Origin of the sequence: Collimonas sp. NPDC087041 (assembly GCF_044745265.1) — a bacterium.
In the GTDB taxonomy this organism is placed as follows: Bacteria; Pseudomonadota; Gammaproteobacteria; order Burkholderiales; family Burkholderiaceae_D; genus Collimonas.
The window spans coordinates 378,356-401,800 of record NZ_JBIUZX010000005.1 but is presented as its reverse complement, the minus strand read 5'-3'; the positions used below and the strand labels follow the sequence as shown (position 1 = coordinate 401,800).

The 23,445-nt window shown below is 52.7% G+C and carries 15 protein-coding genes, 1 tRNA gene and 2 pseudogenes; 13 read left to right on the top strand and 5 right to left on the bottom strand.

Features of this window, described 5'->3' with window-relative positions; all coding sequences use genetic code 11:
• Positions 1 to 10 precede the first annotated feature (10 nt).
• The 4 genes from ACIPF8_RS12320 to ACIPF8_RS12305 all read left to right on the top strand — a co-directional run bounded on the left by ACIPF8_RS12320 (position 11) and on the right by ACIPF8_RS12305 (position 4,481).
• A complete protein-coding gene (locus tag ACIPF8_RS12320) occupies positions 11 to 2,341 on the top strand; it encodes an RHS repeat-associated core domain-containing protein (protein ID WP_400421260.1) in 2,331 nt (776 codons plus the stop codon).
• Positions 2,342 to 2,773 (top strand): hypothetical protein, encoded by a 432-nt coding sequence (locus ACIPF8_RS12315; protein ID WP_400421258.1) that lies wholly within the window; start codon positions 2,342 to 2,344, stop codon positions 2,771 to 2,773.
• Positions 2,774 to 3,448: 675 nt separating this feature from the next.
• Positions 3,449 to 3,892: a hypothetical protein gene (locus ACIPF8_RS12310; RefSeq protein WP_400421257.1), complete on the top strand. Its 444-nt coding sequence runs from the start codon at positions 3,449 to 3,451 to the stop codon at positions 3,890 to 3,892.
• A gap of 211 nt (positions 3,893 to 4,103) precedes the next feature.
• The gene (locus ACIPF8_RS12305) at positions 4,104 to 4,481 is read left to right on the top strand and encodes a hypothetical protein (protein WP_400421255.1); all 378 of its coding nucleotides are present in this window, start codon (positions 4,104 to 4,106) and stop codon (positions 4,479 to 4,481) included.
• 415 nt (positions 4,482 to 4,896) lie between these two features.
• Here the strand turns inward: ACIPF8_RS12305 and ACIPF8_RS12300 are convergent, their stop codons facing one another.
• The gene (locus tag ACIPF8_RS12300; RefSeq protein ID WP_400421254.1) at positions 4,897 to 5,220 is read right to left on the bottom strand and encodes a helix-turn-helix domain-containing protein; all 324 of its coding nucleotides are present in this window, start codon (positions 5,218 to 5,220) and stop codon (positions 4,897 to 4,899) included.
• Between the two features lie 399 nt (positions 5,221 to 5,619).
• Between ACIPF8_RS12300 and ACIPF8_RS12295 the strand changes: the two genes are divergently transcribed.
• From ACIPF8_RS12295 to ACIPF8_RS12255, 9 genes and pseudogenes are all read left to right on the top strand, one after another.
• Positions 5,620 to 7,944, top strand: coding sequence for a DUF6531 domain-containing protein (locus ACIPF8_RS12295; RefSeq protein ID WP_400421252.1), 2,325 nt, complete (start codon positions 5,620 to 5,622; stop codon positions 7,942 to 7,944).
• Complete coding sequence (locus tag ACIPF8_RS12290; protein WP_400421251.1) at positions 7,941 to 10,193, top strand: DUF6531 domain-containing protein; 2,253 nt, start codon at positions 7,941 to 7,943, stop codon at positions 10,191 to 10,193. The genes ACIPF8_RS12295 and ACIPF8_RS12290 overlap by 4 nt, the downstream gene beginning before the upstream one ends.
• A gap of 277 nt (positions 10,194 to 10,470) precedes the next feature.
• Positions 10,471 to 11,049: pseudogene (locus ACIPF8_RS12285) on the top strand (DUF6531 domain-containing protein); the annotation flags it as partial.
• Positions 11,050 to 11,352: 303 nt separating this feature from the next.
• Positions 11,353 to 12,822: an RHS repeat protein gene (locus tag ACIPF8_RS12280; protein ID WP_400421322.1), complete on the top strand. Its 1,470-nt coding sequence runs from the start codon at positions 11,353 to 11,355 to the stop codon at positions 12,820 to 12,822.
• 248 nt (positions 12,823 to 13,070) lie between these two features.
• A pseudogene (locus tag ACIPF8_RS12275) lies at positions 13,071 to 13,391 on the top strand (DUF6531 domain-containing protein); the annotation flags it as partial.
• 420 nt (positions 13,392 to 13,811) lie between these two features.
• Positions 13,812 to 15,002: an RHS repeat protein gene (locus tag ACIPF8_RS12270; protein WP_400421320.1), complete on the top strand. Its 1,191-nt coding sequence runs from the start codon at positions 13,812 to 13,814 to the stop codon at positions 15,000 to 15,002.
• Positions 15,003 to 15,013: 11 nt separating this feature from the next.
• Entirely contained in the window at positions 15,014 to 17,380 is a 2,367-nt protein-coding gene (locus ACIPF8_RS12265; protein ID WP_400421249.1) for an RHS repeat-associated core domain-containing protein, read from the top strand.
• A 39-nt stretch (positions 17,381 to 17,419) separates the two neighbouring features.
• The gene (locus ACIPF8_RS12260) at positions 17,420 to 17,959 is read left to right on the top strand and encodes a hypothetical protein (protein WP_400421247.1); all 540 of its coding nucleotides are present in this window, start codon (positions 17,420 to 17,422) and stop codon (positions 17,957 to 17,959) included.
• A 187-nt stretch (positions 17,960 to 18,146) separates the two neighbouring features.
• The gene (locus tag ACIPF8_RS12255) at positions 18,147 to 18,566 is read left to right on the top strand and encodes a pentapeptide repeat-containing protein (protein WP_400421246.1); all 420 of its coding nucleotides are present in this window, start codon (positions 18,147 to 18,149) and stop codon (positions 18,564 to 18,566) included.
• Positions 18,567 to 18,935: 369 nt separating this feature from the next.
• Here the strand turns inward: ACIPF8_RS12255 and ACIPF8_RS12250 are convergent.
• The 4 genes from ACIPF8_RS12250 to ugpC all read right to left on the bottom strand — a co-directional run bounded on the left by ACIPF8_RS12250 (position 18,936) and on the right by ugpC (position 23,370).
• Positions 18,936 to 19,011: transfer RNA gene (locus ACIPF8_RS12250), tRNA-Thr, on the bottom strand.
• 80 nt (positions 19,012 to 19,091) lie between these two features.
• Positions 19,092 to 20,582, bottom strand: a complete 1,491-nt coding sequence (xylB, locus tag ACIPF8_RS12245) for a xylulokinase (RefSeq protein WP_400421244.1) — start codon at positions 20,580 to 20,582, stop codon at positions 19,092 to 19,094.
• A 188-nt stretch (positions 20,583 to 20,770) separates the two neighbouring features.
• The gene (gene dalD / locus ACIPF8_RS12240; protein ID WP_400421242.1) at positions 20,771 to 22,174 is read right to left on the bottom strand and encodes a D-arabinitol 4-dehydrogenase; all 1,404 of its coding nucleotides are present in this window, start codon (positions 22,172 to 22,174) and stop codon (positions 20,771 to 20,773) included.
• Between the two features lie 47 nt (positions 22,175 to 22,221).
• Positions 22,222 to 23,370 (bottom strand): sn-glycerol-3-phosphate ABC transporter ATP-binding protein UgpC, encoded by a 1,149-nt coding sequence (gene ugpC / locus ACIPF8_RS12235; protein WP_400421241.1) that lies wholly within the window; start codon positions 23,368 to 23,370, stop codon positions 22,222 to 22,224.
• Positions 23,371 to 23,445 lie beyond the last annotated feature (75 nt).

The following is a 23,445-nucleotide window of genomic DNA, read 5'->3' as shown; positions in this document are numbered from 1 at the left end:
AGGGCATTTCATGGGGAAACAACCAGGCATCAAGACCTTGGTCAGTGCGGTACTGTTCACGTTGTCGTACAGCCCGCTGCTGGGCAGCCTGAATGGCACATTAGCTGCGGCCCAAGCGGTCCAGAACACGACCACCAGCTATGAATACGACGCCATGGGGAATCGGACCAAGATCACCGATCCCTTAGGTCACATCACCACTCAAAGCTATGACCCCTTAGGCCGCTTGATCCAGCAGGTGCAACCGGTCCCAGCCACGGGTGGTAGCACCCCGATTGTCAAATTTAGCTACGACGGTCAGGATCAACTCAGTACTGTGACCGATCCACGCAACCTGGTCACCAGCTACACCGTCGATGGCCTGGGTAACCAGAACGCACTGTCTAGTCCCGATACCGGTAGTACCAGTAAAACCTATGACGCCGCCGGCAACCTCAAGACGCGCACCGATGCCCGTGGTAAAACCACGACCTATAGCTACGATGCACTCAACCGCCTGACGCAGATCAGCTATGCCACCGGTACGGCCACCCAGTTCGAATACGATGGCGGCACGACAGGCGCACCGAACGCCAAGGGTCACTTAACCCGGATGATCGACGGTTCCGGTCAGACGACCTATGCCTATGATGGCTTTGGTCGTTTGCTGACCAAAGTGCAGACCCTGAGCAGTACCGGCACCAGCAGCACCCTCAGTTATACCTATGGCAGCAGCGGCAACACCACCGGCAAATTGATCAGCGTCACCTACCCAAGCGGTAATCGGATCAATTACAGCTACGATGCCGCAGGACGAGTCAACAGCCTCACATTGAACCCGACCAATACGACCGGTGGCGGCACCAATACCGGCACCAGCATCCCTTTACTCACCGGTATCGGCTATCAAGCCTTCGGCCCGGTGAATACCTGGACCTGGGGTAACAGCAGTGGTACCAGCACCAATACCTACGCCAGAGGCATCGATCTGGATGGCAGAGTAACCAGCTACCCACTGGGCAATGCCCTCAGTAACGGCACCAACCGCACGGTTAGCTACGATGCCGCTAGCCGCATCACAAATAGTAGCCACAGCGGATCCGGTACCGGCAGCAATGCCCCGGCCAACTTCGATCAAAGCTATGCCTATGACAACCTGGATCGCCTCAATAGCGTCACGGGCAGCAGCAGTACCAACACGCAGAGTTTCCAGTACGACCAGAACGGCAACCGTACCCAGGCCACCTTTGGCAGTGGCAGCTACACCAATACGATTGCAGCCAACAGCAATCAGCTAACCGCCACCACCGGACCGTTACCGCCCAAGAGCAACACCTATGATGCGGCGGGTAATCTCACCAGTGATGGCACCATCAGCTATACCTACAATGACCGGGGCAGAATGGTCAGTGCGACCAACGGCGGAAATACGGTTACCTACAGTCATAACGGCATAGAGCAACGGGTACAGAAGCAGGGACCGAGCAGCATCATTGCCACCGGCAGCAACAGCTATGTGTATGACGAACAGGGGCATCTGATTGGGGAATATGACGCCAATCAGCAAGCACTGGAAGAGACGGTGTATCTGGGTGATTTGCCGGTGGCGGTGCTGACGCAAATAACCACGGGGACCGGTGCCAGCCAGACCACGGCAACCAACGTCTATTACGTCTATGCCGACCACATCAACACGCCACGGGTGATCACGCAGGCGACGGATAACCAGATGGTATGGCGTTGGGACAATGCGGATCCGTTTGGGCTGCTGCCGCCGAATGAGAATCCGAGCGGCTTGGGGACCTTTACGTACAACCAGCGCTTCCCGGGGCAGGTGTACGACAAGGAAACGAACAACTTCTACAACATCAACCGGGACTATGATCCGCAGCAGGGGCGGTATGTGCAATCGGATTCGATTGGACTGGGTGGTGGAATCAATACCTATGGATATGTTGGCGGTAATCCTTTAGTTAAAGTTGATCCGTCTGGCCTTTCAGGTTGTCGCGTAACAGGCCTGGTTATTGAGTGTGATTCTGGACCGCTTCCAGCTTCCGCAGCTGATCCTTACGATCAACAACCGTCAGGAGCTCAGCATTTTTGGCCCAAGGCAGTGCGCGATGCAGCTCAAGCGGTGCGTGACTCCCTCAATGGAATCGCTGATAAAATTAAAAATGCTTGTTCACCAGATACGCCGAGAGAGGAATGTAAAAAAGAAGCGTTTGAACAGTATGAACGCGACATAGAGGAATGTAATGCGTACCACAGGATATTTGGTCCGAACACTTGGGGGGCTTGTAAAGGCCGCGCTGCTGAGCGCTACGCTGAAAACCTTAGAATTTGTGATGGAAAGGGAAATTAAATGAACGTTCCTCGATTAGAAATTTATTTAAATGAAAAGATGGAGCTTTGTTTTGCTAAAGTCGAGAGTAGCGAAGTAGAGCCCCGACTTGTTTTAGGTGTTGATCTGAAGGAGTTGAGATCATTCGGATTAGAAGGGGCCGAGAAACGAGTCGGCACTGCTATTCTGAAAATGATGACTACCTTATACAAGGAGCCATTTAAAACTTGGGATGTCAGTACTCCCGTTGACGAATCGCAAACTGAAAAATATGATCTAGGAATGCAACTGATGCATTTGTCGATCAGTACAAAAACCTCAGTGCATGTGCCGTCAATTGATATTTTGTTCCAAGAACAAAATATCAATGATGAATCAATGCGGAAGATGATCGAAGAAAATTGGCCGACCATACGTGAGAGATTGGTGAGTTACGGTTCCGAAGACGGATAACCAGATGGTATGGCGTTGGGACAATGCGGATCCGTTTGGCTTGCTGCCGCCGACTGAGAATCCGAGTGGATTGGGGGACCTTTACCTACAACCAGCGCTTTCGGGGGCAGGTGTACGACAAAGAGACCAACAACTTCTACAATATCAATCGGGACTATGATCCGCAGCAGGGACGGTATGTGTAATCGGATCCGATTGGGCTTGATGGTGGCATCAATACCAATGCCTATGTCGGGGGAAATCCTACTAGCAGCACTGACCCAAGTGGCCTAATTACCTGGCAAGGAAAAATGTGGACAATCGCGACACCATTATTCAAAGGTGCATCGGTAGATGTCTATACGCTAACATCCCAATGTATAAACGGTGAAAGAACTACTGTTCGCGTTCAAGGAGCAGGGATCGGCTCAGGATTTGGGGGGACAGCTGCAGGTGGATTTGTTCAATTTACAGATCATTTTAACTATATCAATCCAATGGCGCCAATAGGGCCATTGGCACGCTATTCTGCGGGCATTGCTGCTGGAATTGGATATGGGTATAACAGAATCAACTTGGGAGTCGCATCGGCAAGTGGATGGGGGTAGAAGGAGGAGTTGATGTAAGTATTGGCACAGTTGTTGGCGCATCAAAGTTGCTATGGCAAAAAACCGAAAAATGCGACTGTGAAACAAAATGATCTCTCTCTTTCTTATTTTTATATTGTTGAGTCTATTTGAAGGATTGCTTCAATTTTTGTGGGCACCGTTCTATTTCACGCATGGTCTACCACTTTTGAAGATAAATGGCTCAGGCCAACTAAGCATAATTAGCGATAACAATAAATACAAACTTCATCAAATAAATACTCGATTTTTTTTATTGAGACAACGCAATTTTCTAGGTAGAACAGCGTTTCACCATGGCTTTATAACTATAAAAGAACATGATAGTAGCTCGGAACTTACATGCTCTTTGTATCTTGATTGGAACGTATTGTTAGCCGGAGGCTTCCTTTCTTGCGCTCTCTTAGGCGTTGGCATCTCCCAATATTTTTTTGGAGCGGCATTAGCATATCTACTTGCTCGCCTGATGCTAAATTTCAATCTGGATGCCATTAAAAAAATAACAGGTAAATAGAGAAATAGTTATTTTTGCAATCCGATTTTTCAAAAATTATTGGACTGCCGTGTAGCTATAAGAATGAGTGGAAAAGAAATGGTTCTATTCTGCCGAATGTGGGGGGCGGGGGACTCTAATCAAACTTCGCCATCATCAGCAGTGAACGATTCGATTTCATTGGACAAAGGCAGCAACTACATATTCTCTAAAATATTTAAGTGATCAAATAATGAAATTTATAAATTTATTAATGGGAGTATTTTTTTGCGGAGCATTGCATGCCTCTCCCATGGAGTATATGACAGCAAAGGGCCTAGCAGACCGTCATGAAAAAATGCTGTCAAATGCCCAAATCCAGGCACTGACCTCGACGCAGGGAGTGGTAGGCGGTAAAGCTATAGCAGAATGTTCTGTAACGATGTCATCTCCTGAGTCGGGACAGTTTTCCTTGGTCATGCAGATCGATAATAATGGAACGATTGTGCGCACCTGGCTAAGTGGCGATTCAGATGTTGCGAAATGTTTTGAGAAAAAAATGACGGGGCAAAAGCTCTTTGTACCGCCGTTCTCCCCTTTCTATACCGTGTTTGAAATGCACTTCAGGTAACCTCAAAATCCGCATCCGCGAAAGCGGACTCTAGTGAATTTCGCCGCCTGAGTTGTTAACCAAAAAACCTTCACTATTCGCTAATGAAATTCAAGCGTATCAAATTCTTCCTCAGGCCTGGTCCAGTCGCTGGGACTCACTCCAAAAGTGCGTCATTTTGCGTCATATTGATGGAGTCAAATCCCTCTCGAATCTCGCATGAGGTGTGACTCTTGCGTTTGAGCGCGCTGCGTTAAAAGCAGTATATTTAACGGGGTGGGCAGGCGTGGGGGACCGCGTCGCGTAGGGTATCTCGTGTCATTTTCTTGTCGCGATAGGCGATTGATCTCAGATACAAAAAAGCCGCTCACAGAGCGGCTTAGATCGATGCTGGCGTGCGTTAGGCAAGCCAGGCGCGCGCTTGGCATACGTATTCCTACCGAGAATTTGTACGCCCGGACACAGGTTCTTTAATGAAGTTATGTTGCAAGCCACCGGGTTCGGCATTCATGCCGTTGATCATCCCCAGTACCCCAGCTTTGCCGCGTTGATCCAGATTGCGATAGCCGGCCAATAAATCCTTCTCAAATTGCGTTAATGTAGGCGCTGCCTGTTCTCCCGTGAGGACGTACTGCACGTCCACTCCTATTGCGGCCAGCGCCCGCAAATACGCTGCATCCGGCGAGCGTTCGTTTTGCTCATACAGCGTTTGCGCACGCCGCTTCAGGCCACCGACAGCCGCAAAATCGTCCTGATTCATAGCTAATCGTAACCGTTCTTCCTTGAGGATTTCGCCAATTGATCTCCATTTCGATCGAAGCTAGGTCTATAGCAGCCGGGACAGATGCAAACGCGAAGGGCGATCAAGGCGCCACTTGATGCTGTGAATTATTAATATGGTGCAACAAATGATATTAGGATAATATTAGTTACTATTTGGAAATATTGGCTATTATCTACTGCCGCTGATTGACGAGTACGTAGCTAAGTGAATAAAAATTTGCGCCCCAGATGGCGTTGACTAACAAAATTGCACCGACGTGGCTATCTCTTAAAGGTAGCCACGTCTTTTTATGTTCAAAAAAGGTATGTCGTGGCGAGGACTGAGAATACGAATGTGTTGCGAATATTGTTGGTCGCAACAGGACATGTTGAGGCCATGAAGAACAATTGGACTGTATCCCGCAAGCAGGCAATATCTTCAATCATGATTTGCCGACTCAAGCGAATGCTCGGTAGTGTCTTGATTTTCGTGAGTTTGATGTGCGTGCATCAATTCGCATCTGCATATATTGGCTGGTATACGCGTTGGAATTCATCTCCTCAGGATCTTTCAAGTCCCGATGCAGCGTGTTCTTATTCCTTTAATCATTCGGTGTTACCTAGTCAGGGTGTGACGTATTCTGGTGTGCAATTTGTCTCCTTAACGCAATACCATTGCATGGTTACTGGGAGTAAACCTTCACAGGGTGGTTATCAGTTGTTTGATATTGCATATAGTCGTGGTAGCGGCTGCGCTCCAGGCTCAACTTATAACTCCGTGACGGGTCAGTGCGACGTACTTCAGTCGCCAAATCCTTCTTGTAAGCCTGAGTCAGGTAATCCCGCAGGTTGCGTTTTCAATCCTTCTGTGGCCCAAGCAAATAAGGGAGTGGGCAGACCTTCCTGCAATGCCTGTCCGTGCACTTTGGAAGATGGCAATCCGATCAATCACGGTAATGGCAACAAGCGGCAATTGGAATCGGACTACAGGAATGTGGCAACTTCTAGCCTTCAGTTACAACGGACTTATAACAGTAGCAGTACCCGCAATGGCCGCTACGGTGCTCGTTGGGACAGCAATTATGAGCGCGTGGTGTGGACCAATATCGCCTATCCATATAATGTCGGCGTTCAGCGTGACGACGGCAAAATACTGACTTTCACCTTGATCGACGGAGTGTATAGACCAGATGCCGATATTACCGACAGTCTGACACTTCTAGCCGACACTGCTGGCAATGCTACCGGCTGGCAGTATCGGGTCGGAGCCGATCAATCGCTCGAGAACTATGACGTTAGCGGGAAATTACTCAGCATGACAAGCCGTGATGGCTGGATGCAAACATTGAGTTATTCGGATGCGGGTACACCCGCAACGATTGCCCCCCAGGCTGGACTGCTGTTAACTGTGACAGACAAATTTGGTCGTCAACTCAATTTCACGTATGACAGCAGCAGCCGGGTGAGTCAGATGATCGACCCAACTGGAGGCACGGTGAAATATAACTACGATACCAATAACAATCTCGCCAGCGTGACCTACCAGGACGGCAGGACGCGTACCTACGTCTACAACGAACCGGCCTATACTGCCGGCGCGAATTTACCCACTGCACTGACCGGCATCATCGATGAAAACAATGTGCGCTTTGCCACGTTCAATTACGACGGCAACGGTAGGGGAATTTCAACGGAACACGCTGGCGGCGTCGAGAAATACACTGTTGCATACACCCAGGCCAACAGTCAAAGCACTGTTACCGATCCTTTGGGGACCGCCCGCACCTACACATTTCAGACGCTGCTCAATACGATCAAGAGTACCGGTCAGAATCAACCTGGGGGAGCAGGTTGCGGCGCAGCGTCGTCAGCCGTGACGTACGACACAAATGGCAATGTCGCAACGCGTGTTGACTTCAACGGTAACGTCACAACCTACACTTATAATTTGACGCGCAACCTGGAAACCATTCGCGTTGAGGCCTCGGGTACATCGTTGGCTAGAACGATTAGCACTGCCTGGCATGCGACTTACCGTCTGCCATTGCAGATTGCTGAACCGCAGCTGTTGACGACCTATGCTTACGACACCTCCGGCAACTTGTTGACTAAGACGGCGCAAGCCACCAGCGATGCGACTGGTGCGCAAGGTTTGTCGCCAACGCTGGCGGGCTCTCCTCGTACTTGGAGCTACACCTACAACTCTGTTGGTCAGGTCTTGACGGCTACCAGTCCCAGAATCGATGTGGCGGACACCACTACCTATACCTACGATACCTCCGGTAACCTGAGTACGATCACCAATGCAGTCGGTCAAGTGACGACGTTGTCGAACTACGACGCTAACGGCCAGGTGGGATTGATTACCGACACCAACGGCACCACCACCGCATTGACCTACAGCTCACGCGGCTGGCTAACCGGCAAGACCGTCACGGCCAATGGCACGACGCAAACCACTAGCTATAGCTATGACGGCGTCGGTCAACTGATCCAGGCCACGCTGCCGGATGCGTCGACTGTCAGCTACACCTACGACCCGGCCCATCGTTTAACCAACATCGCCGACAGCCTCGGCAACAGCATCGCCTATACCCTAGACAATATGGGTAACCGGATCGGTGAGCAAGTGAAGGATCTGAGCGGCACCTTGGCACGTCAGACCAGTCGGGTAGTAGATGCTTTAAATCGATTACAAAAAATCACGGGAGCAGTGCAATGAGTGTGAATTTCAATTCAAATGAATTGGATTTTGATCCGCGATGTAGGAAGTCTTTTTTGAACGAAGTGTTGTCAATACTTGCGTCTGTATTTGTTAGCGGATTTTTTTTGTTTTGTACAAATTCTTTTGCGACAGCACCTTTGACTTTCTACACAACTAATGTAAATCCGGTGGGTTACTACTGGTCTACTCCCAGCGCCGCTTGCATAGCTATTTTTTCAGATGGTAGGTATACGGTCCAGAACAGCGGGGTAAAGTTTGCAGGTATGGGTACTGACGGTATTGGCTGCATGATGACCATGCCGAATTATAATAATGGTCTTCCATTTTATTCTTCGATACAAGTTGGCCCCTATTACATTTGTTCCGATGGATCGACTCCAAAAAATTACCTAAAGTTTTATCAGCAATGTCCCTCGACGCAAAACAATAGTAGCCCCCCATGTAATCTAAAAACTCCCTATCCAATTCACGCCGGTACCGGAAACAAGTACTGGTCGGATGCCGATTACGGTGCGCTTGGTACCGGCGCATTAAATTTTAGTCGCTACTACAACAGTCAAAATTCCGCAGTATTAAATACCTTAGGTAGCGCGTGGCGTCACCACTACGATCGTTCCGTTATTTTTAACGCTTACAGTCGCGTCGCGCTTGTGGTTCGTGCTGATGGCACTAGTTATTCTTATCTGGCAAATGGAACGACCTATACCTCTCAGGATGGCGCTAACGTCACCGACAAACTGATCGGTCTTACCGATGCAAATGGCAAGTCCAACGGTTGGAAATACATGGTCGCTGCCGACGATTCCATCGAAATCTATGGCGCTACCGGAAACTTGCTGTCAATGACTGATCGTGCTGGTCGCACCCAAAGTATGACCTACAGCGATGCTTCAACTCCTTTGTTCATCGCTCCGGCACAAGGTTTGCTCATTCGAGTTACCGATTCTTATGGTCGTCAATTGAATTTCACCTATGACGGTAGTAGTCGTATCAATCAAATGACCGATCCTGCCGGGCAGAAATACTTGTATAGCTACGACAGCAGTAACAATCTGAGTTCGGTCATTTATCCGGACAATAAAACAAAAACCTATCTCTATAACGAAGCTGCCTATACCGGCGGCACCTCTCTTCCTCACGCTTTAACCGGCTTGGTCGACGAGAATGCAGTTCGTTATGCTACCTATTCCTATGACAGCGTTGGTCGAGCGGTTTCAAGTCAACATGCTGGTGGAGTTGATCAATATCAGCTGAATTTCAGCTCTGCGAGCAGCACGATCATTACCGATCCGTTGGGTGCGGCGCGTAGCTATAACTATCAATCTATTCTTGATGTGATGAAAGGCACCGGTGTATCGCAACCAGGGGGCGCTGGTTGTAGCGCGGCGGCCAGTAATCTGATCTACGATGCCAATGGCAACGTCGCAACGCGCACAGATTTCAATGGAACTGTCACTACCTATAGCTACGATCTGACACGCAATCTGGAAATAAACCGCGTGGAAGCATCGGGGACGGCGCAAGCGAGAACGATCACCACTGCCTGGCATGCGACTTACCGTTTGCCGTTGAAGATTGCAGAGCCGAAGTTACTTACGACCTATGCCTACGATGCTTCGGGCAACCTACTCAACAAGACGGTGCAAGCCACCAGCGATGCGACTGGCGCCCAAGGCCTGTCGCCGACGTTGATTGGCACTGCGCGTACATGGAGCTACACCTACAACAATGTCGGCCAGGTATTGACGGCTACCGGTCCCAGAGCCGACGTGGCGGACACCACCACCTATACCTACGACACCTCGGGCAACCTGGGCACGATCACCAATGCGGTCGGTCAAGTCACGACTCTGTCGAACTATGACGCCAACGGTCGCGTGGGATTGATCACCGACACCAACGGCACCACCACGGCATTGACCTATAGTCCGCGCGGCTGGCTGACCAGCAAGACCGTCACAGCCAATGGCACGGTGCAATCCACCAGCTATAGCTATGACGGTGTCGGCCAGTTGACGCAAGTGGTGCTGCCGGACGCATCGACCGTCAACTACACCTACGATCCAGCTCATCGTCTGACCAACATCGCCGACAGCCTCGGCAACAGCATCGCCTATACCCTGGACAACATGGGCAACCGGATCAGTGAGCAAGTTAAAGATCCGAGTGGCGCTTTGGCACGTCAGACCAGTCGCGTAGTGGATGCCTTAAATCGCATACAACAAATCACGGGAGCGGTGCAATGAACTGGCCGTTTAATTTCAAGTAAGAATCTCAATGCGTTGCTCGAGAGGCTTGATAACACATTGACAGCTATGAAGGGGATAAACAGGTCGGATTCGACCGGGGAAGATGATGAATTAACGTTGCGATGTATTGAGGTCAAAAACAGATTGGTTGTAAGCGCTACGCGTCAACGTTATAGAACGTTTCTTATTAAATAAGGTAGGGGAGTGATAAGTGCATTTCAAATTGAGATTGAGAGACAACGACCAACATTTGAAGAGAATAGTGGTCAATTTTATGAACTTCATCAGGGCGATGTTTTCGCGTCTTGTCGTTGTCATTGTGTTCTTGCTCACTAGCACTTCCGCATCTGCGGTTCAGCCGATCACATTGTGGGGAATGATTAGCGCGGGACCGGCAGGTGCGATAATCGTACCAAAAACAATTAACGTAACAGGTTTCCTCTTTCTGAGTGCTACGTCTGCATGTTTGTCTTGGCCTAGTTTTATACCCAATCCTCTCGCTGGAGCCAACTACGTATTCTTGGGCACGTTACCGAACGGCCAATACCCGAATGATATGATCTGTTCGGTGGCAATAGTGGGAGTGCCGCCCTCCACCTACTATAGAGGACCGCTCTCCCTTTTCGATACAGGATCCGGTTTATTTTGTCCTCCAGGTATGCTCCAAACTGGAAATTCCTGTGGTGGCGTTCCGACAGTCGCTGATCCAGATTTGAACAAAGGTAAACCCGACTGCTGCGAAGGTAATCCTATCAATCCGCTAGTCGGTAATAAAGTGCAAGTGGAGCGCGATTATGTAGGGAGCGGTGCCTTTCCGATTGTGCTGGAACGAGTCTATAACAGTTCCGGTGCAGCACCTGGCGCGCTAATGGCGTTTTCCCCCGAGTCATTGCAGCCTAACCCGAACTTTAATGCCTGGAGTATATTTTCCCCACAACCGGGTTATGGAAAAAACGTTCCGCTCTCGCCGATTGCCAATGTAGTGTATTCCAATGCATCAATCGACTTGAGTTGGCGACTGAGCTATGACAGAACACTCACAACCCAGTCCGGATCCGCACTCACTGCCACACTCTACCGAGCTGATAGCAAGACACGCACCTTCACATGGGGCAACGGTGTATGGGTGGCCGATCCAGGCCAGCGGGCCACTGCCTTGACGCAACAAGTCGACGGCAGCGGCAACACCTTGGGCTTCACTTACGTTAACGAAAACGACGAAGTTGAGCGTTACGATGTTACTGGCAAATTATTGTCGATTACGAACCACGCTGGGCTCACGCAAACTCTGCAGTACGCTATCGACCCGCATACGTCACTAGGCATACTGATCGGTGTCACCGATGCCTTTGGTCGGCAACTCAGGCTAACCTACGACGCGCAAAAACGCCTGTCAGCAATAACTGACCCTAACGGCGGCAGCTACACTTACACCTATGACGGTAAAGGCAATCTATCGACGGTAACGTATCCAGATAACCGCACCCGCCAATACGTATACGAAAATACCGCCTACCTCAATGCACTGACCGGCATCATAGATGAGAATGGCTTGCGCTTTGCCACATGGTCATATGACAGCCAGGGTAATGCGATTTCGTCCGAACACGCTGTCGGCGTAGAAAAAGTCACCCTCACTTATCCGACGGCCGCAAACACTATAGCCACCGATGCCGGTGGTGCCACTAGAACTTATGCGACACAGGTAATCAACGGTATTGCTAAGGCCGGATCGATTAATGAAGTATGCGGCGTCAACTGCAATCGCTCGCTCCTGATGAACTATGACGCCAACGGTAACGTTACCTCCCGCACTGACTATAACGGAGCCGTCACGACCTATAGCTACGATCTGATACGCGATCTAGAAACGAGTCGTGTGGAAGCATCGGGAACAGCGCAAGCCAGAACGATCACGACTGCCTGGCATGCGACATATCGGTTGCCATTGCAGATTGCCGAACCAAAGTTGCTGACGACCTATACCTATGATGCCTCCGGCAACCTGCTGAGCAAGACAGTGCAGGCCACCAGCGATGCGGCTGGTGCGCAAGGCCTGTCACCGACACTAGTGGGTACTGCTCGTACTTGGAGCTACACCTACAACACAGTCGGTCAGGTGCTGACAGCAACCGGTCCCAGAACCGATGTGGCCGATACCACCACCTATACCTACGACACCTCCGGCAACCTGAGCACGATCACCAATGCCGTCGGTCAAGTCACGACCCTGTCGAATTACGACGCTAACGGCCGGGTTGGATTGATTACCGACACCAACGGGACCACCACTGCATTGACCTACAGCCCACGCGGCTGGCTGACCGGCAAGACCGTCACAGCCAATGGCACGGTGCAAACCACCAGCTATAGCTATGACGGCGTCGGTCAACTGACGCAAGTGGTGCTGCCGGACGCATCGACCGTCAACTACACCTACGATCCAGCGCATCGTCTGACCAACATCGCCGACAGCCTTGGCAACAATATCGCCTATACCCTGGACAACATGGGTAACCGGATCAGTGAGCAAGTGAAGGACCCGAGCGGCGCCTTGGCACGTCAGACCAGTCGTGTCGTAGATGCCTTAAATCGATTACAACAAATCACGGGAGCAGTGCAATGAACGGACGTTTCATCGTTAAACAATCCGTTCTGGTAGTCATAGGTACCTTATTTTTTACATCGCCAGCATCCGCTGGCTATAAGTTATCGATCGATAATTCTGGTTTTTGTGGGAATACACCTTCCAGTTCTTGCTATGCGGGGTCAGCCATAGCGAATTGAAATTATCCGAATCTAGGGAGTTACAGTCCCGCAGATGGAACTTGTACTTACAAATCAGCTTTCGGCATTGGCACCGCTTCTTGGGCGGTGAACAGTTGCTCAACAGCCTGTTCAGCAGGTCAACAACGAGTCTTTGGTCAATGTTCCGGCAATCCAAAAAATTCCGGGAATCCTGGATGCAACGGTCAAGGAAATCCCATAAATGCAGGAAATGGAAATAAATTTCAAGTGGAATTGGACTATCAAAGTTCTGCTCCGGGATCGCTATCTCTACAGCGGTCCTATAACGGCGACGGACTGAATCGTCCAGCGCAATTTGGCAAAGGGTGGGTCGGGAATTACAACAAAAGTGTGGCTGTTGATTCAACTAATCCCGCTGTCGTTTCAATTTTGCGTGCCGACGGAAAAGTTTATTCTTTTTCACAGATCAATGGTGCTTGGAATACCGACGCAGATATAAACGATCGTCTGGTAAGCACGACCGATAACAATGGAACGTTTACTGGGTGGATCTATACGCAAGCCACCGATGACAGCGTGGAGACATACAACCAGACAGGGCAGTTAATTTCTATTAAGAATCGATTGGGCCAGTCTCAAAATTTGACCTATAGCGACGGCACTTCGGGGCCAAATGGCGGTTACATATTAAGTGCTAGTGGTAATCTCACGACGACAACGCTACCCGCCAATTTAGTCATTCGCGTCACCGATAACTATAATCGCACACTTAGTTTTGGCTACGAAGCGTCGACCCGAGTTGTCAAAGTAGTTGATCCTGCCGGAGGCATTTATCTTTATGGATACGACAGCAGCGGTAATCTTGCATTGGTAGAGTATCCCGACAATAAAACTCGCACTTACGTCTACAACGAATCGGCCAATACGGCAGACGCGAATTTGCCGCACGCGTTGACTGGTATCGTTGATGAAAATGGCAATCGCTTTGCCATCTTCAACTACGATAGCAGCGGTAAAGCGATCTCGACCGAACACGCCGGTGGTGTCGAGAAGTACAGCGTGGCGTACACGCAGCCTAATGCTCAAAGTGCGGTGACCGATCCGCTGGGTAGCGTGCGGACCTACACGTTTCAGACGATTCTGAATACAATCCGTAATACCGGTGTATCGCAGCCAGATGGTGCCGGATGCAGCGCCGCGGCCAATAATCTCACTTATGACGCGAACGGCAATGTCGCAACGCGTACCGACTTTAACGGCAGCAAGACGACTTATAGCTACGACCTAACCCGTAACCTGGAAACGAGCCGGGTGGAAGCATCGGGGACAGCGCAAGCCAGAACGATCACCACCGCCTGGCACCCGACTTATCGGTTACCGCTAACGATTGCCGAACCAAAGCTGTTGACGACCTATACCTATGATGCGTCCGGCAACCTGCTCCGCAAGACAGTGCAGGCCACCAGCGATACCACTGGTGCGCAAGGTTTGTCGCCAACGCTGACGGGCTCTCCTCGTACTTGGAGCTACACCTACAACACAGTCGGCCAGGTACTGACAGCCACCGGCCCCAGAACCGACGTGGCGGACACCACCACCTATACCTACGACACCTCGGGCAACCTGAGCACAATCACCAATGCGGTTGGTCAAGTCACGACGCTGTCGAACTATGACGCCAACGGCCGGGTCGGTTTGATTACCGACACCAACGGCACCACGACGGCATTGACCTACAGCCCACGCGGCTGGCTGACCGGCAAGACCGTTACAGCCAACGGCACAGTGCAAACCACCAGCTATAGCTACGACGGCGTCGGCCAGTTGATCCAGGCCACGCTGCCGGATACGTCAACGATCAACTACACCTACGACCCGGCCCATCGTTTAACCAACATCGCCGACAGCCTCGGCAACAGCATCGCCTATACCTTGGACAACATGGGCAATCGGATCAGCGAGCAAGTTAAAGATCCGAGTGGTGCTTTGGCACGTCAGGTCAGCCGGGTAGTAGATGCTTTAAATCGAATACAACAAATCACGGGAGCAGTGCAATGAGAGGGCATTTCATGGGGAAACAACCAGGCATCAAGACCTTGGTCAGTGCGGTACTGTTCACGCTGGCGTACAGCCCGCTGCTGGGCAGTGTGAATGGCACTGTAGCTGCGGCCCAAGCGGTCCAGAACACGACCACCAGCTATGAATACGACGCCATGGGGAATCGGACCAAGATCACCGATCCCCTGGGCCACGTCACCACCCAAAGCTACGACCCTTTAGGCCGCTTGATCCAACAGGTACAACCAGTCCCAGCCACAGGCGGCACCACTCCCATCGTCAAATTCAGCTACGACGGTCAGGATCAACTCAGTACCGTGACCGATCCACGTAATCTGGTCACCAGCTATACCGTCGATGGCTTGGGTAATCAGAGCGCACTGACCAGCCCTGATACCGGCAGTACCAGTAAAACCTATGATGCTGCCGGCAACCTCAAGACGCACACCGATGCTCGCGGTAAAACCACGACCTATAGCTACGATGCGCTCAACCGTCTGACGCAGATAAGCTATCCCACCGGCACGGCCACGCAGTTCGAATACGACGGCGGCACGACCGGTGCTCCGAACGCCAAAGGCCATTTGACCCGAATGATCGATGGTTCCGGCCAGACCACCTATGCCTATGATGGCTTTGGTCGCCTGCTGACCAAGGTGCAGACCCTGAGCAGTACGGGTGCCAGCAGTACGCTCAGCTATACCTACGGCAGCAGCGGCAACACCACTGGTAAATTGATCAGCGTCACCTACCCGAGCGGTAACCGGATCAACTACAGCTACGATGCCGCAGGACGAGTCAATAGCCTCACCCTGAATCCGACCAATACGACCGGTGGCGGCACCAATACCGGCACCAGCATCCCCTTATTGACCGGTATCGGCTATCAAGCCTTCGGTCCGGTGAATGCCTGGACCTGGGGCAATAGCAGCAGTACCAGCACCAACACCTATGCCAGGGGTATTGATCTGGATGGCCGAGTAACCAGCTACCCACTGGGCAATGCCCTCAGTAACGGCACCAACCGCACGGTTAGCTACGATGCCGCTAGCCGCATCACAAATAGTAGCCACAGCGGATCCGGTACCGGCAGCAACGCCCCAACCAACTTCGATCAAAGCTATGCCTATGACAACCTGGATCGTATCAATAGTGTCACGGGCAGCAGCAGTACCAACACGCAGAGTTTCCAGTACGACCAGAACGGCAACCGTACCCAGGCCACCTTCGGTAGCGGCAGCTACACCAATACGATCGCAGCAAACAGCAATCAGCTAACCGCGACCACCGGACCAGTACCGGCCAAGAGCAACACCTACGATGCGGCGGGTAATCTCACCAGTGATGGCACCATCAGCTATACCTACAATGACCGGGGCAGAATGGTCAGTGCGACCAATGGCGGCAATACGGTTGCCTATAGCCACAACGGTATTGAGCAACGGGTACAGAAGCAGGGACCAACCAGCATCATTGCTACCGGCAGCAACAGTTATGTGTATGACGAACAAGGGCATCTGATTGGAGAATATGACGCCAATCAACAAGCTCTTGAAGAGACGGTGTATCTGGGTGACTTGCCGGTGGCGGTGCTGACGCAAATAACCACGGGGACCGGTGCCAGCCAGACCACGGCAACCAACGTCTATTACGTCTATGCCGACCACATCAACACGCCACGGGTGATCACGCAGGCGACGGATAACCAGATGGTATGGCGTTGGGACAATGCGGATCCGTTTGGGCTGCTGCCGCCGACTGAGAATCCGAGTGGATTGGGGACCTTTACCTACAACCAGCGCTTCCCGGGACAGGTGTACGATAAGGAGACCAACAACTTCTACAATATCAATCGGGACTATGATCCACAGCAGGGACGGTATGTGCAGTCTGACCCCATTGGACTCATTGGTGGGATTAATACCTATTCCTATGTCGAAGGAAATCCGGTAAGTCTCACTGACCCAAAAGGACTACTTATGCAGTGTAAAAGCGGAATGAAGTCTACTATGGGCAAAATACTTGGGGCCTTACATCATGAATTTTCGTGTTTCAAAAATTCTGATGGTTCGACAGTATGTAAGGGATTTGGACGCGCCCCGAACAGCAGTTCTGTTGATGCTGTGATTAGCCGCGTTCCGGGAGTAGTTCTCAACGGCGCAGAGAACTTTGCCACCGCCGATGACACTTTTCAAGACAATGAGTGTGGCCCTGACGATAAAAACATGTGTATGGACAGTTGCGTTGGAAAAATTTACGCCAGTATGGAGGCCAATGGCGCTCCAAAGTACAGTTGGCTCCGAGACGGCGCGTCTCAATGTCAAGCGGAAAACCAAGGCATCGTAAACATGTGCAAACAATCTTGTCACGTCCAATAGCCGCCCCTGATCTGTTAGTCATTAGAATGGGATTTAGTGATGTCAAAAATATACAAATTTACAGTTGCAATAGCTCTGTTCATTTTGGCTTTCGTAGGATTCTGCTTCTTGGTAAGTTATAAGGGCATCCTGCTGCTAGGGCTACTTTTCTTTATGCCTGTGGTCTGGACATTATGGCTCGCTTGTGCAGCAGCGGATTTAAAAATATGGAAATTAATTCTGCTCTGGGCGCTTATTGATATCGTCGTTATTGGCTTGGCGAGCCTAATGACTGGCAGCGTTCACGGCGTTGGCGCTCGGGTCGATACAGAATTTCTTTTCGTGATCGCGTTTTCCCCACTCATTTTTCCGATAATTTTAGTTTCCGCTTTCGTGCCTTATATTGGGATTGGACTATCCGCGTTAACGCGAGCGGCAGGAAACCTTCTGCTTCCTAGTGGCTTTGTAGGAGTAGTCCCTGACTGGCTGGGTTTTTCCATTTTGTCTGCCATTTCGTCTTGCTTATTTGTGAGCCTGTTCTATTTTGGAAGAGCGGCGATAGAACGCAAACGGGCTCGAACAGATCACGACCATCTATAGCACGCGCGCGGACATCGGGGTCAGGTCTTGCAATGACATATTTTATGTCTTCAGACAGAACAATCTGAACTCGATTTTTGCCATTGCATCACAACACGGCGTCAGTGCAAAACCTACCCCCAGACTGCTTCTAGCTGATGCGGAAAACGTGTTTTTATTGGTTAAATTTGCTACAGATGGGAGGGTTATGAGTGCTCCATATTTTCAAGGCGGCAGTCTCGAAAACTGTGACCTTGACGGAGTTAAGCTACTGGATGCGTATTTTGAGGGAGTAACAATGTTCGGTGCTTCATTTGAAAGCGCTGACTTGGGCAAATGCGAATTCTATCTGGTGCTCGCCATGGGAGCTTCATTCAAGAGCGCATTAATGTCAGGGGCCAAATTTCTTGGCGGAAGTTTCGAGGATGTGAATTTTTCGTATGCGGACTTAACCGGCGCGTCATTCCTAGTTGACAATATGGGCGGAGAAATAGACTTAAGTGGTGCAGATTTTACTCATGCCAAATTAAATAACACGATTTTCAGTGGTGCTCTATATAGCCCCCAGACAAAATTTCCAGACGATTTTTTACCCGAGTCCGCGGGGTTGAGATTGAAAGAGATATAGCCGTTTTGTGAAGCGCGGAGGTCAATCCGTAAATTCTCGCTCCGGTTTTGTAATGGCATGTTCGATGTTTTGGCAGGAAATACTTGCGTTTAATTTTTGCTGTCACCAGCCCTCGAAAGCCAAGAGATAACGGACTTTGCGAGTCACTCAATGGACTGTACGCGACGAATTGTGAGTTTGACCATGCAAACCGTTATTGACATGTGATGGAGATAACGTCCACTTGGTTCGCTCAGCAAACTGCTCCGTGCGATGTGTCAAATTCAATTAGGTCAGGTCATCAGAAATAACTTGTCTCTAGTTTCAAATCCCGTCAAAAATCTGAGAAACGTCAATCAACGGCTTATCTCGATTTCCTGAAATGTCTCATGGTGCCGGAGAGAGGAGTCGAACCCCCGACCTCTTCATTACGAATGAATTGCTCTACCAACTGAGCTACACCGGCACTGCTCCTGCAAGAAATATATGCAAAAGCACAAAACTGATTTTAGCAGCAATCAATCTGAAAATTAATTCACTTTAACTTCAATGTGTTGCCTGCTTGATATCCGCGATGCGTTCCGGGCGGCAGCGGTAGATTTCTCGGTAGGCGGCCAGGCGTGGCAGCAGTGCAGCGTGGCGTTGTGGGTTGGGGGTGAAGGCTTCGCGTTGCGGTGGTTTGGCGCAGATGATGGCTTCCTGGTTGGGCTGGTTGTTGGCTGCCAGCCAGGCCAGGCGTGCGGCGCCGAGGGCGCCGCCGGTTTCGCTGCCGATGTGGGTGACCATGCGGACGTTGAGGGCGTCGGCGATGAGTTGGGCCCAGTAGGGGCTGCGGGAGCCGCCGCCTACCAGCGACAGTTCCTTGACTTCGGTGCCGGCGGTGTGCAGCGCGGCGAGGCCGTCGGCCATGCCGAAGGTGACGCCTTCGATGACGGCGTAGCCGAGCGCGGCGCGGCCGTGGGCGTGCGACAGGCCGTGGAAGACGCCTTGGGCGTAGGGGTCGTTGTGCGGGGTGCGTTCGCCGGACAGGTAGGGCAGGAATAGCGGGGCGTTTTCGAGTGCGGTTGCATCGAGCTCGGCGATTTCGCCGAGCAGTGTCGCTTCGTCGACGCTGACCAGGCGGCAGAACCAGCGCAGGCAGCTGGCGGCGGAGAGCATCACGCTCATCTGATGCCAGCGGCCGGGCAGGGCGTGGCAGAACGCGTGCACCGCTTGCGCGGGGTTGGGGCGGAAGCGATCGTTGACGACGAACAGGACGCCGGAAGTGCCGAGCGAGACGAAGCCGTCACCGGGATTGACCGCGCCGATGCCAACCGCGCTGGCGGCGCCATCGCCGGCGCCGCCAGCGACGATCACTTCGGGCGACAGGCCCCAGGCGTCGGCCACCTCGGGCAACAGCATGCCGGAGGATTCACCACCTTCGACCAGGCGCGGCATGTGCGAGCGATTCATTGTAGTGGCGGCCAGCAGTTCATCCGACCAGTCGCGCTTGGCGACATCGAGCCAGAGGGTGCCGGCGGCGTCGGAGGGTTCGGATACTTTGTTGCCGGTCATTTTCAGGCGCAGCCAGTCTTTCGGCAGCAGCACGGTGGCCATGGCCGCGAAGATGTCGGGCTCGTGATGCGCCAGCCACAGCAGCTTGGGCGCGGTGAAGCCGGGCATGGCGAGGTTGCCGGCGATCTGGTGCAGTTGCGGCGTGCGTTCGGTCAGCTCTGCGCACTCTTCGATGCTGCGCAAATCGTTCCACAGGATGGCCGGACGCAATACGCGCTCTTGCGCGTCAAGCAGCACTGCGCCGTGCATCTGGCCGGACAGGCCGATGGCGCGCACTGCGCGAAATTGTTGCGGGACTTTGGCGCGCAGCTTGGCGATGGTTTCGCAGGTGGCTTGCCACCATTGGTCGGGGTCTTGTTCCGACCAGCGTGGTTGCGGGCGCGATACGGTCAGTGTGCTGCCGGCGTCGGCCAGCAGGTTGCCGGCCTGGTCGATCAGAACTACCTTGACTTCTGATGTGCCGAGGTCAATCCCAAGATACATAACCCCATCCTTTTTTCAATAGCTCCTCTATAAACCTACTGCGCACTCCCAATCTCTGTCCTGCGATGCTCGCTGTACGTCAGTACAGCTGCGCTTCTCGAACAGACCTTGGGAGCGCTCGCTACGGTTTCTAGAGGCGCCGGTGCTGTCTTAGTTTTTTTACTTGTTTTTTTGCTGAGTTGTCTTGCTTAGTTATCTTCTTTTATCAGCCATTCTTGGGCCTTGATCAACGCCTCGCGCATCGGCAATTCCAGCTGCACGGTGCCGGCTAGTGTGCCCCATAAGGCGGGATCGGCGCAATAGGCGCGGACGGGGTCGGCTGATGCGAGCATGGCGCGGGTGGCGGCTTCGTCGAAGATGCCGTCTTGATAAGCGTAGGGCAGTTCGTTGTTGGCCCAGCGTTGCAGGAACAGGAAAAACAGCGCCGGCAGCATCAGCGTTGCGTGCGGTACGACGCCGCGGGCGATGCATTCTTGCAGGGTCGGTACGATGAAGCCGGGGATTTTCGAGAAGCCGTCGGCGGCTACGCGCTGGTTGCTGTCCTGGATGTTCGGATTGCCAAAACGCTCCAGCACCGTGTCGCGATAATTTTCCAGGTTGAGTGGACTCGGCGTCAGGCAGGGAATGACGTCTTGCGTGACGTAGTCGAACGCCATTTGCCGGATATCGGGGCGGGCGCAGCCTTCGTGGATATAGGTCAGGCCGACCAGCGTGCCGGCCCAGGCGATGCAGCTGTGGGTAGCGTTGAGGATGCGGATCTTGGCTTCTTCATACGGCAGCACCGAGTCCACCATTTCGACGCCGACTTTTTCCAGTGCCGGACGACCAGCGGCGAACTTGTCTTCGATCACCCACTGGATGAACGACTCCGCCATGAGCGCGCAAGGGTCGGCCTTGCCGCAGGCTTGCGCGACGCGCGCACGTACTTCGTCGGTTGGGCGCGGCGTGATGCGGTCGACCATCGAGCTGGGGCTGCTGGTATTGTTGATCACCCATTGCTGCAGCGTGGTTTCGCCGCGCAACGCCAGGAATTGCAGCAGGCCGTCGTGGAAGCGTTCGCCGTTGTGGCGCAGGTTGTCGCAGTTAAGTAGCGTCACCGGGCCGCCGTTGGTCGCTGCGCGGGCACGCAGGATGGCAGTGATGGTGCCGTAGATGGTGTTCAGTTCGCCTTGCAGGTCGGCGGCCAGATCCGGATTGCCGGTGTCGAGGCGGTGGTGATGATCGAGGTAGTAGCCGCCTTCGGTGACCGTGAATGAAATCACCTTGGTGGCGGCACGGGCGCCAAACGCGGTCAGTTCCAGCAGCGATGCATCCCACGGCACGATGTGCTTGATCGAGCGGATCGTCTCGTAGTTGCGCACGCCGCCCGGCGTCACCGTTTCTAGCGTGTACGCGCCACCCTGGCGTTCCAGGGCATCGAGCAGCGGTGTCATGTCATCGCGGATGTTGGCCAATGCCAGCGACCAGCCGCTCGCGCCGGTCTCTGCCAGATGATGCAGATAGACGGCCTGGTGCGCACGGTGGAAAGAGCCGGCGCCGATGTGCAGCCAGATGTTATCGGATGCGGCGGTATCGGAGGAAGTGACTTGCATGGTGTGTCCTGAATAAATAATGTTGATATCGCCTGTGTCTACTTTGTCTATGCGACTGCCGCATGCACTGCGTCCTGAGCGCTGGCGGTGTGCGCGGTGCCGGCGGTATCGAGCCGGCGCAGCGCACGGCCGTCGCTGTCGAACAGATGGCAGCGTTGCGGATCGGCGGAGACGCCGATTTCGCTGCCGCGCGCCATCTGGACCGTATCGGGTACGCGTAGCACCAGCGGTTCATCGGAGGCACTCGAATCGGCATACAGATAGGAGAAATCGCCGAGCGCTTCGAGTACCGTGAACTTGGCCTTGAGTATCGGTGCGTGCTGATCGAGCAACAGGTGTTCGGCGCGGATGCCGATGCTGACCGCATCGCCGATCTTCAGGCTGCCGGCCTCGACCGCGACCTGCTGTCGGCCGCCATGCGCCAGCTCGACCAGCACGCCGTCAGCGGCGATGCTGGCTACCTTGCCATCGATGAAATTCATTTTCGGCGAGCCGATGAAGCCTGCTACGAAGCGGTTGGCCGGATGATGATAGAGCTGTTGCGGCGAACCGATTTGCTCGATGCGGCCAGCGGACAGCACGACGATCTTGTCGGCCAGCGTCATCGCTTCGATCTGGTCGTGTGTGACGTAGATCATGGTGGTCTTGAGCTGATCGTGCAGGCGCGAAAACTCAAGGCGCATCTTGACCCGCAAGGCAGAATCCAGGTTGGACAAAGGTTCGTCGAACAGGAACACGCTCGGTTCGCGCGTGATGGCGCGGCCGATGGCGACACGCTGGCGCTGGCCGCCGGACAAGGCCTTCGGCTTGCGGTCCAGCAGGTGATCGATGTGCAAGGTCTTGGCCGCTTTCTGTACCGCGGCGTCGATCTCGGCTTTCGACTTGCCGGCAATTTTCAAGCCAAAGGCCATGTTGTCGTACAGCGTCATGTGCGGATACAGCGCGTAGGACTGAAACACCATCGCAATACCGCGCTTGGCTGGCGGCACGTCATTCATGCGGGTGTCGCCGATGAACAGGTCACCGCTGGTGATGTCTTCCAGGCCGGCGATCATGCGCAGCAGGGTCGATTTGCCGCAGCCGCTGGGGCCGACGAAGACGACGAATTCGCCATCGACGATGTCGAGGTTGATGTCGCGCATGACTTCATTGTCGTCGTAGCTCTTGACGAGATTTCTGATTTTTACGCCTGCCATGATGATCTCCTTCTGTTTTTTATTTTGCATCGCCGGCCGCTGGGCGGGTCGGCGATGCTGTAAATGAGTTAAGCC

Bases quoted from the DNA above. Each gene is read 5' to 3' on its own strand.
- ACIPF8_RS12310 (WP_400421257.1), top strand. From the start codon at position 3,449: ATGATCTCTCTCTTTCTTATTTTTATATTGTTGAGTCTATTTGAAGGA.
- ACIPF8_RS12290 (WP_400421251.1), top strand. From the start codon at position 7,941: ATGAGTGTGAATTTCAATTCAAATGAATTGGATTTTGATCCGCGATGT.
- ugpC (WP_400421241.1), bottom strand. From the start codon at position 23,370: ATGGCAGGCGTAAAAATCAGAAATCTCGTCAAGAGCTACGACGACAAT.
- ACIPF8_RS12320 (WP_400421260.1), top strand. From the start codon at position 11: ATGGGGAAACAACCAGGCATCAAGACCTTGGTCAGTGCGGTACTGTTC.
- ACIPF8_RS12260 (WP_400421247.1), top strand. From the start codon at position 17,420: ATGTCAAAAATATACAAATTTACAGTTGCAATAGCTCTGTTCATTTTG.
- ACIPF8_RS12295 (WP_400421252.1), top strand. From the start codon at position 5,620: ATGAAGAACAATTGGACTGTATCCCGCAAGCAGGCAATATCTTCAATC.
- ACIPF8_RS12315 (WP_400421258.1), top strand. From the start codon at position 2,342: ATGAACGTTCCTCGATTAGAAATTTATTTAAATGAAAAGATGGAGCTT.
- ACIPF8_RS12305 (WP_400421255.1), top strand. From the start codon at position 4,104: ATGAAATTTATAAATTTATTAATGGGAGTATTTTTTTGCGGAGCATTG.
- ACIPF8_RS12300 (WP_400421254.1), bottom strand. From the start codon at position 5,220: ATGAATCAGGACGATTTTGCGGCTGTCGGTGGCCTGAAGCGGCGTGCG.
- ACIPF8_RS12265 (WP_400421249.1), top strand. From the start codon at position 15,014: ATGGGGAAACAACCAGGCATCAAGACCTTGGTCAGTGCGGTACTGTTC.
- dalD (WP_400421242.1), bottom strand. From the start codon at position 22,174: ATGCAAGTCACTTCCTCCGATACCGCCGCATCCGATAACATCTGGCTG.
- xylB (WP_400421244.1), bottom strand. From the start codon at position 20,582: ATGTATCTTGGGATTGACCTCGGCACATCAGAAGTCAAGGTAGTTCTG.
- ACIPF8_RS12255 (WP_400421246.1), top strand. From the start codon at position 18,147: ATGAGTGCTCCATATTTTCAAGGCGGCAGTCTCGAAAACTGTGACCTT.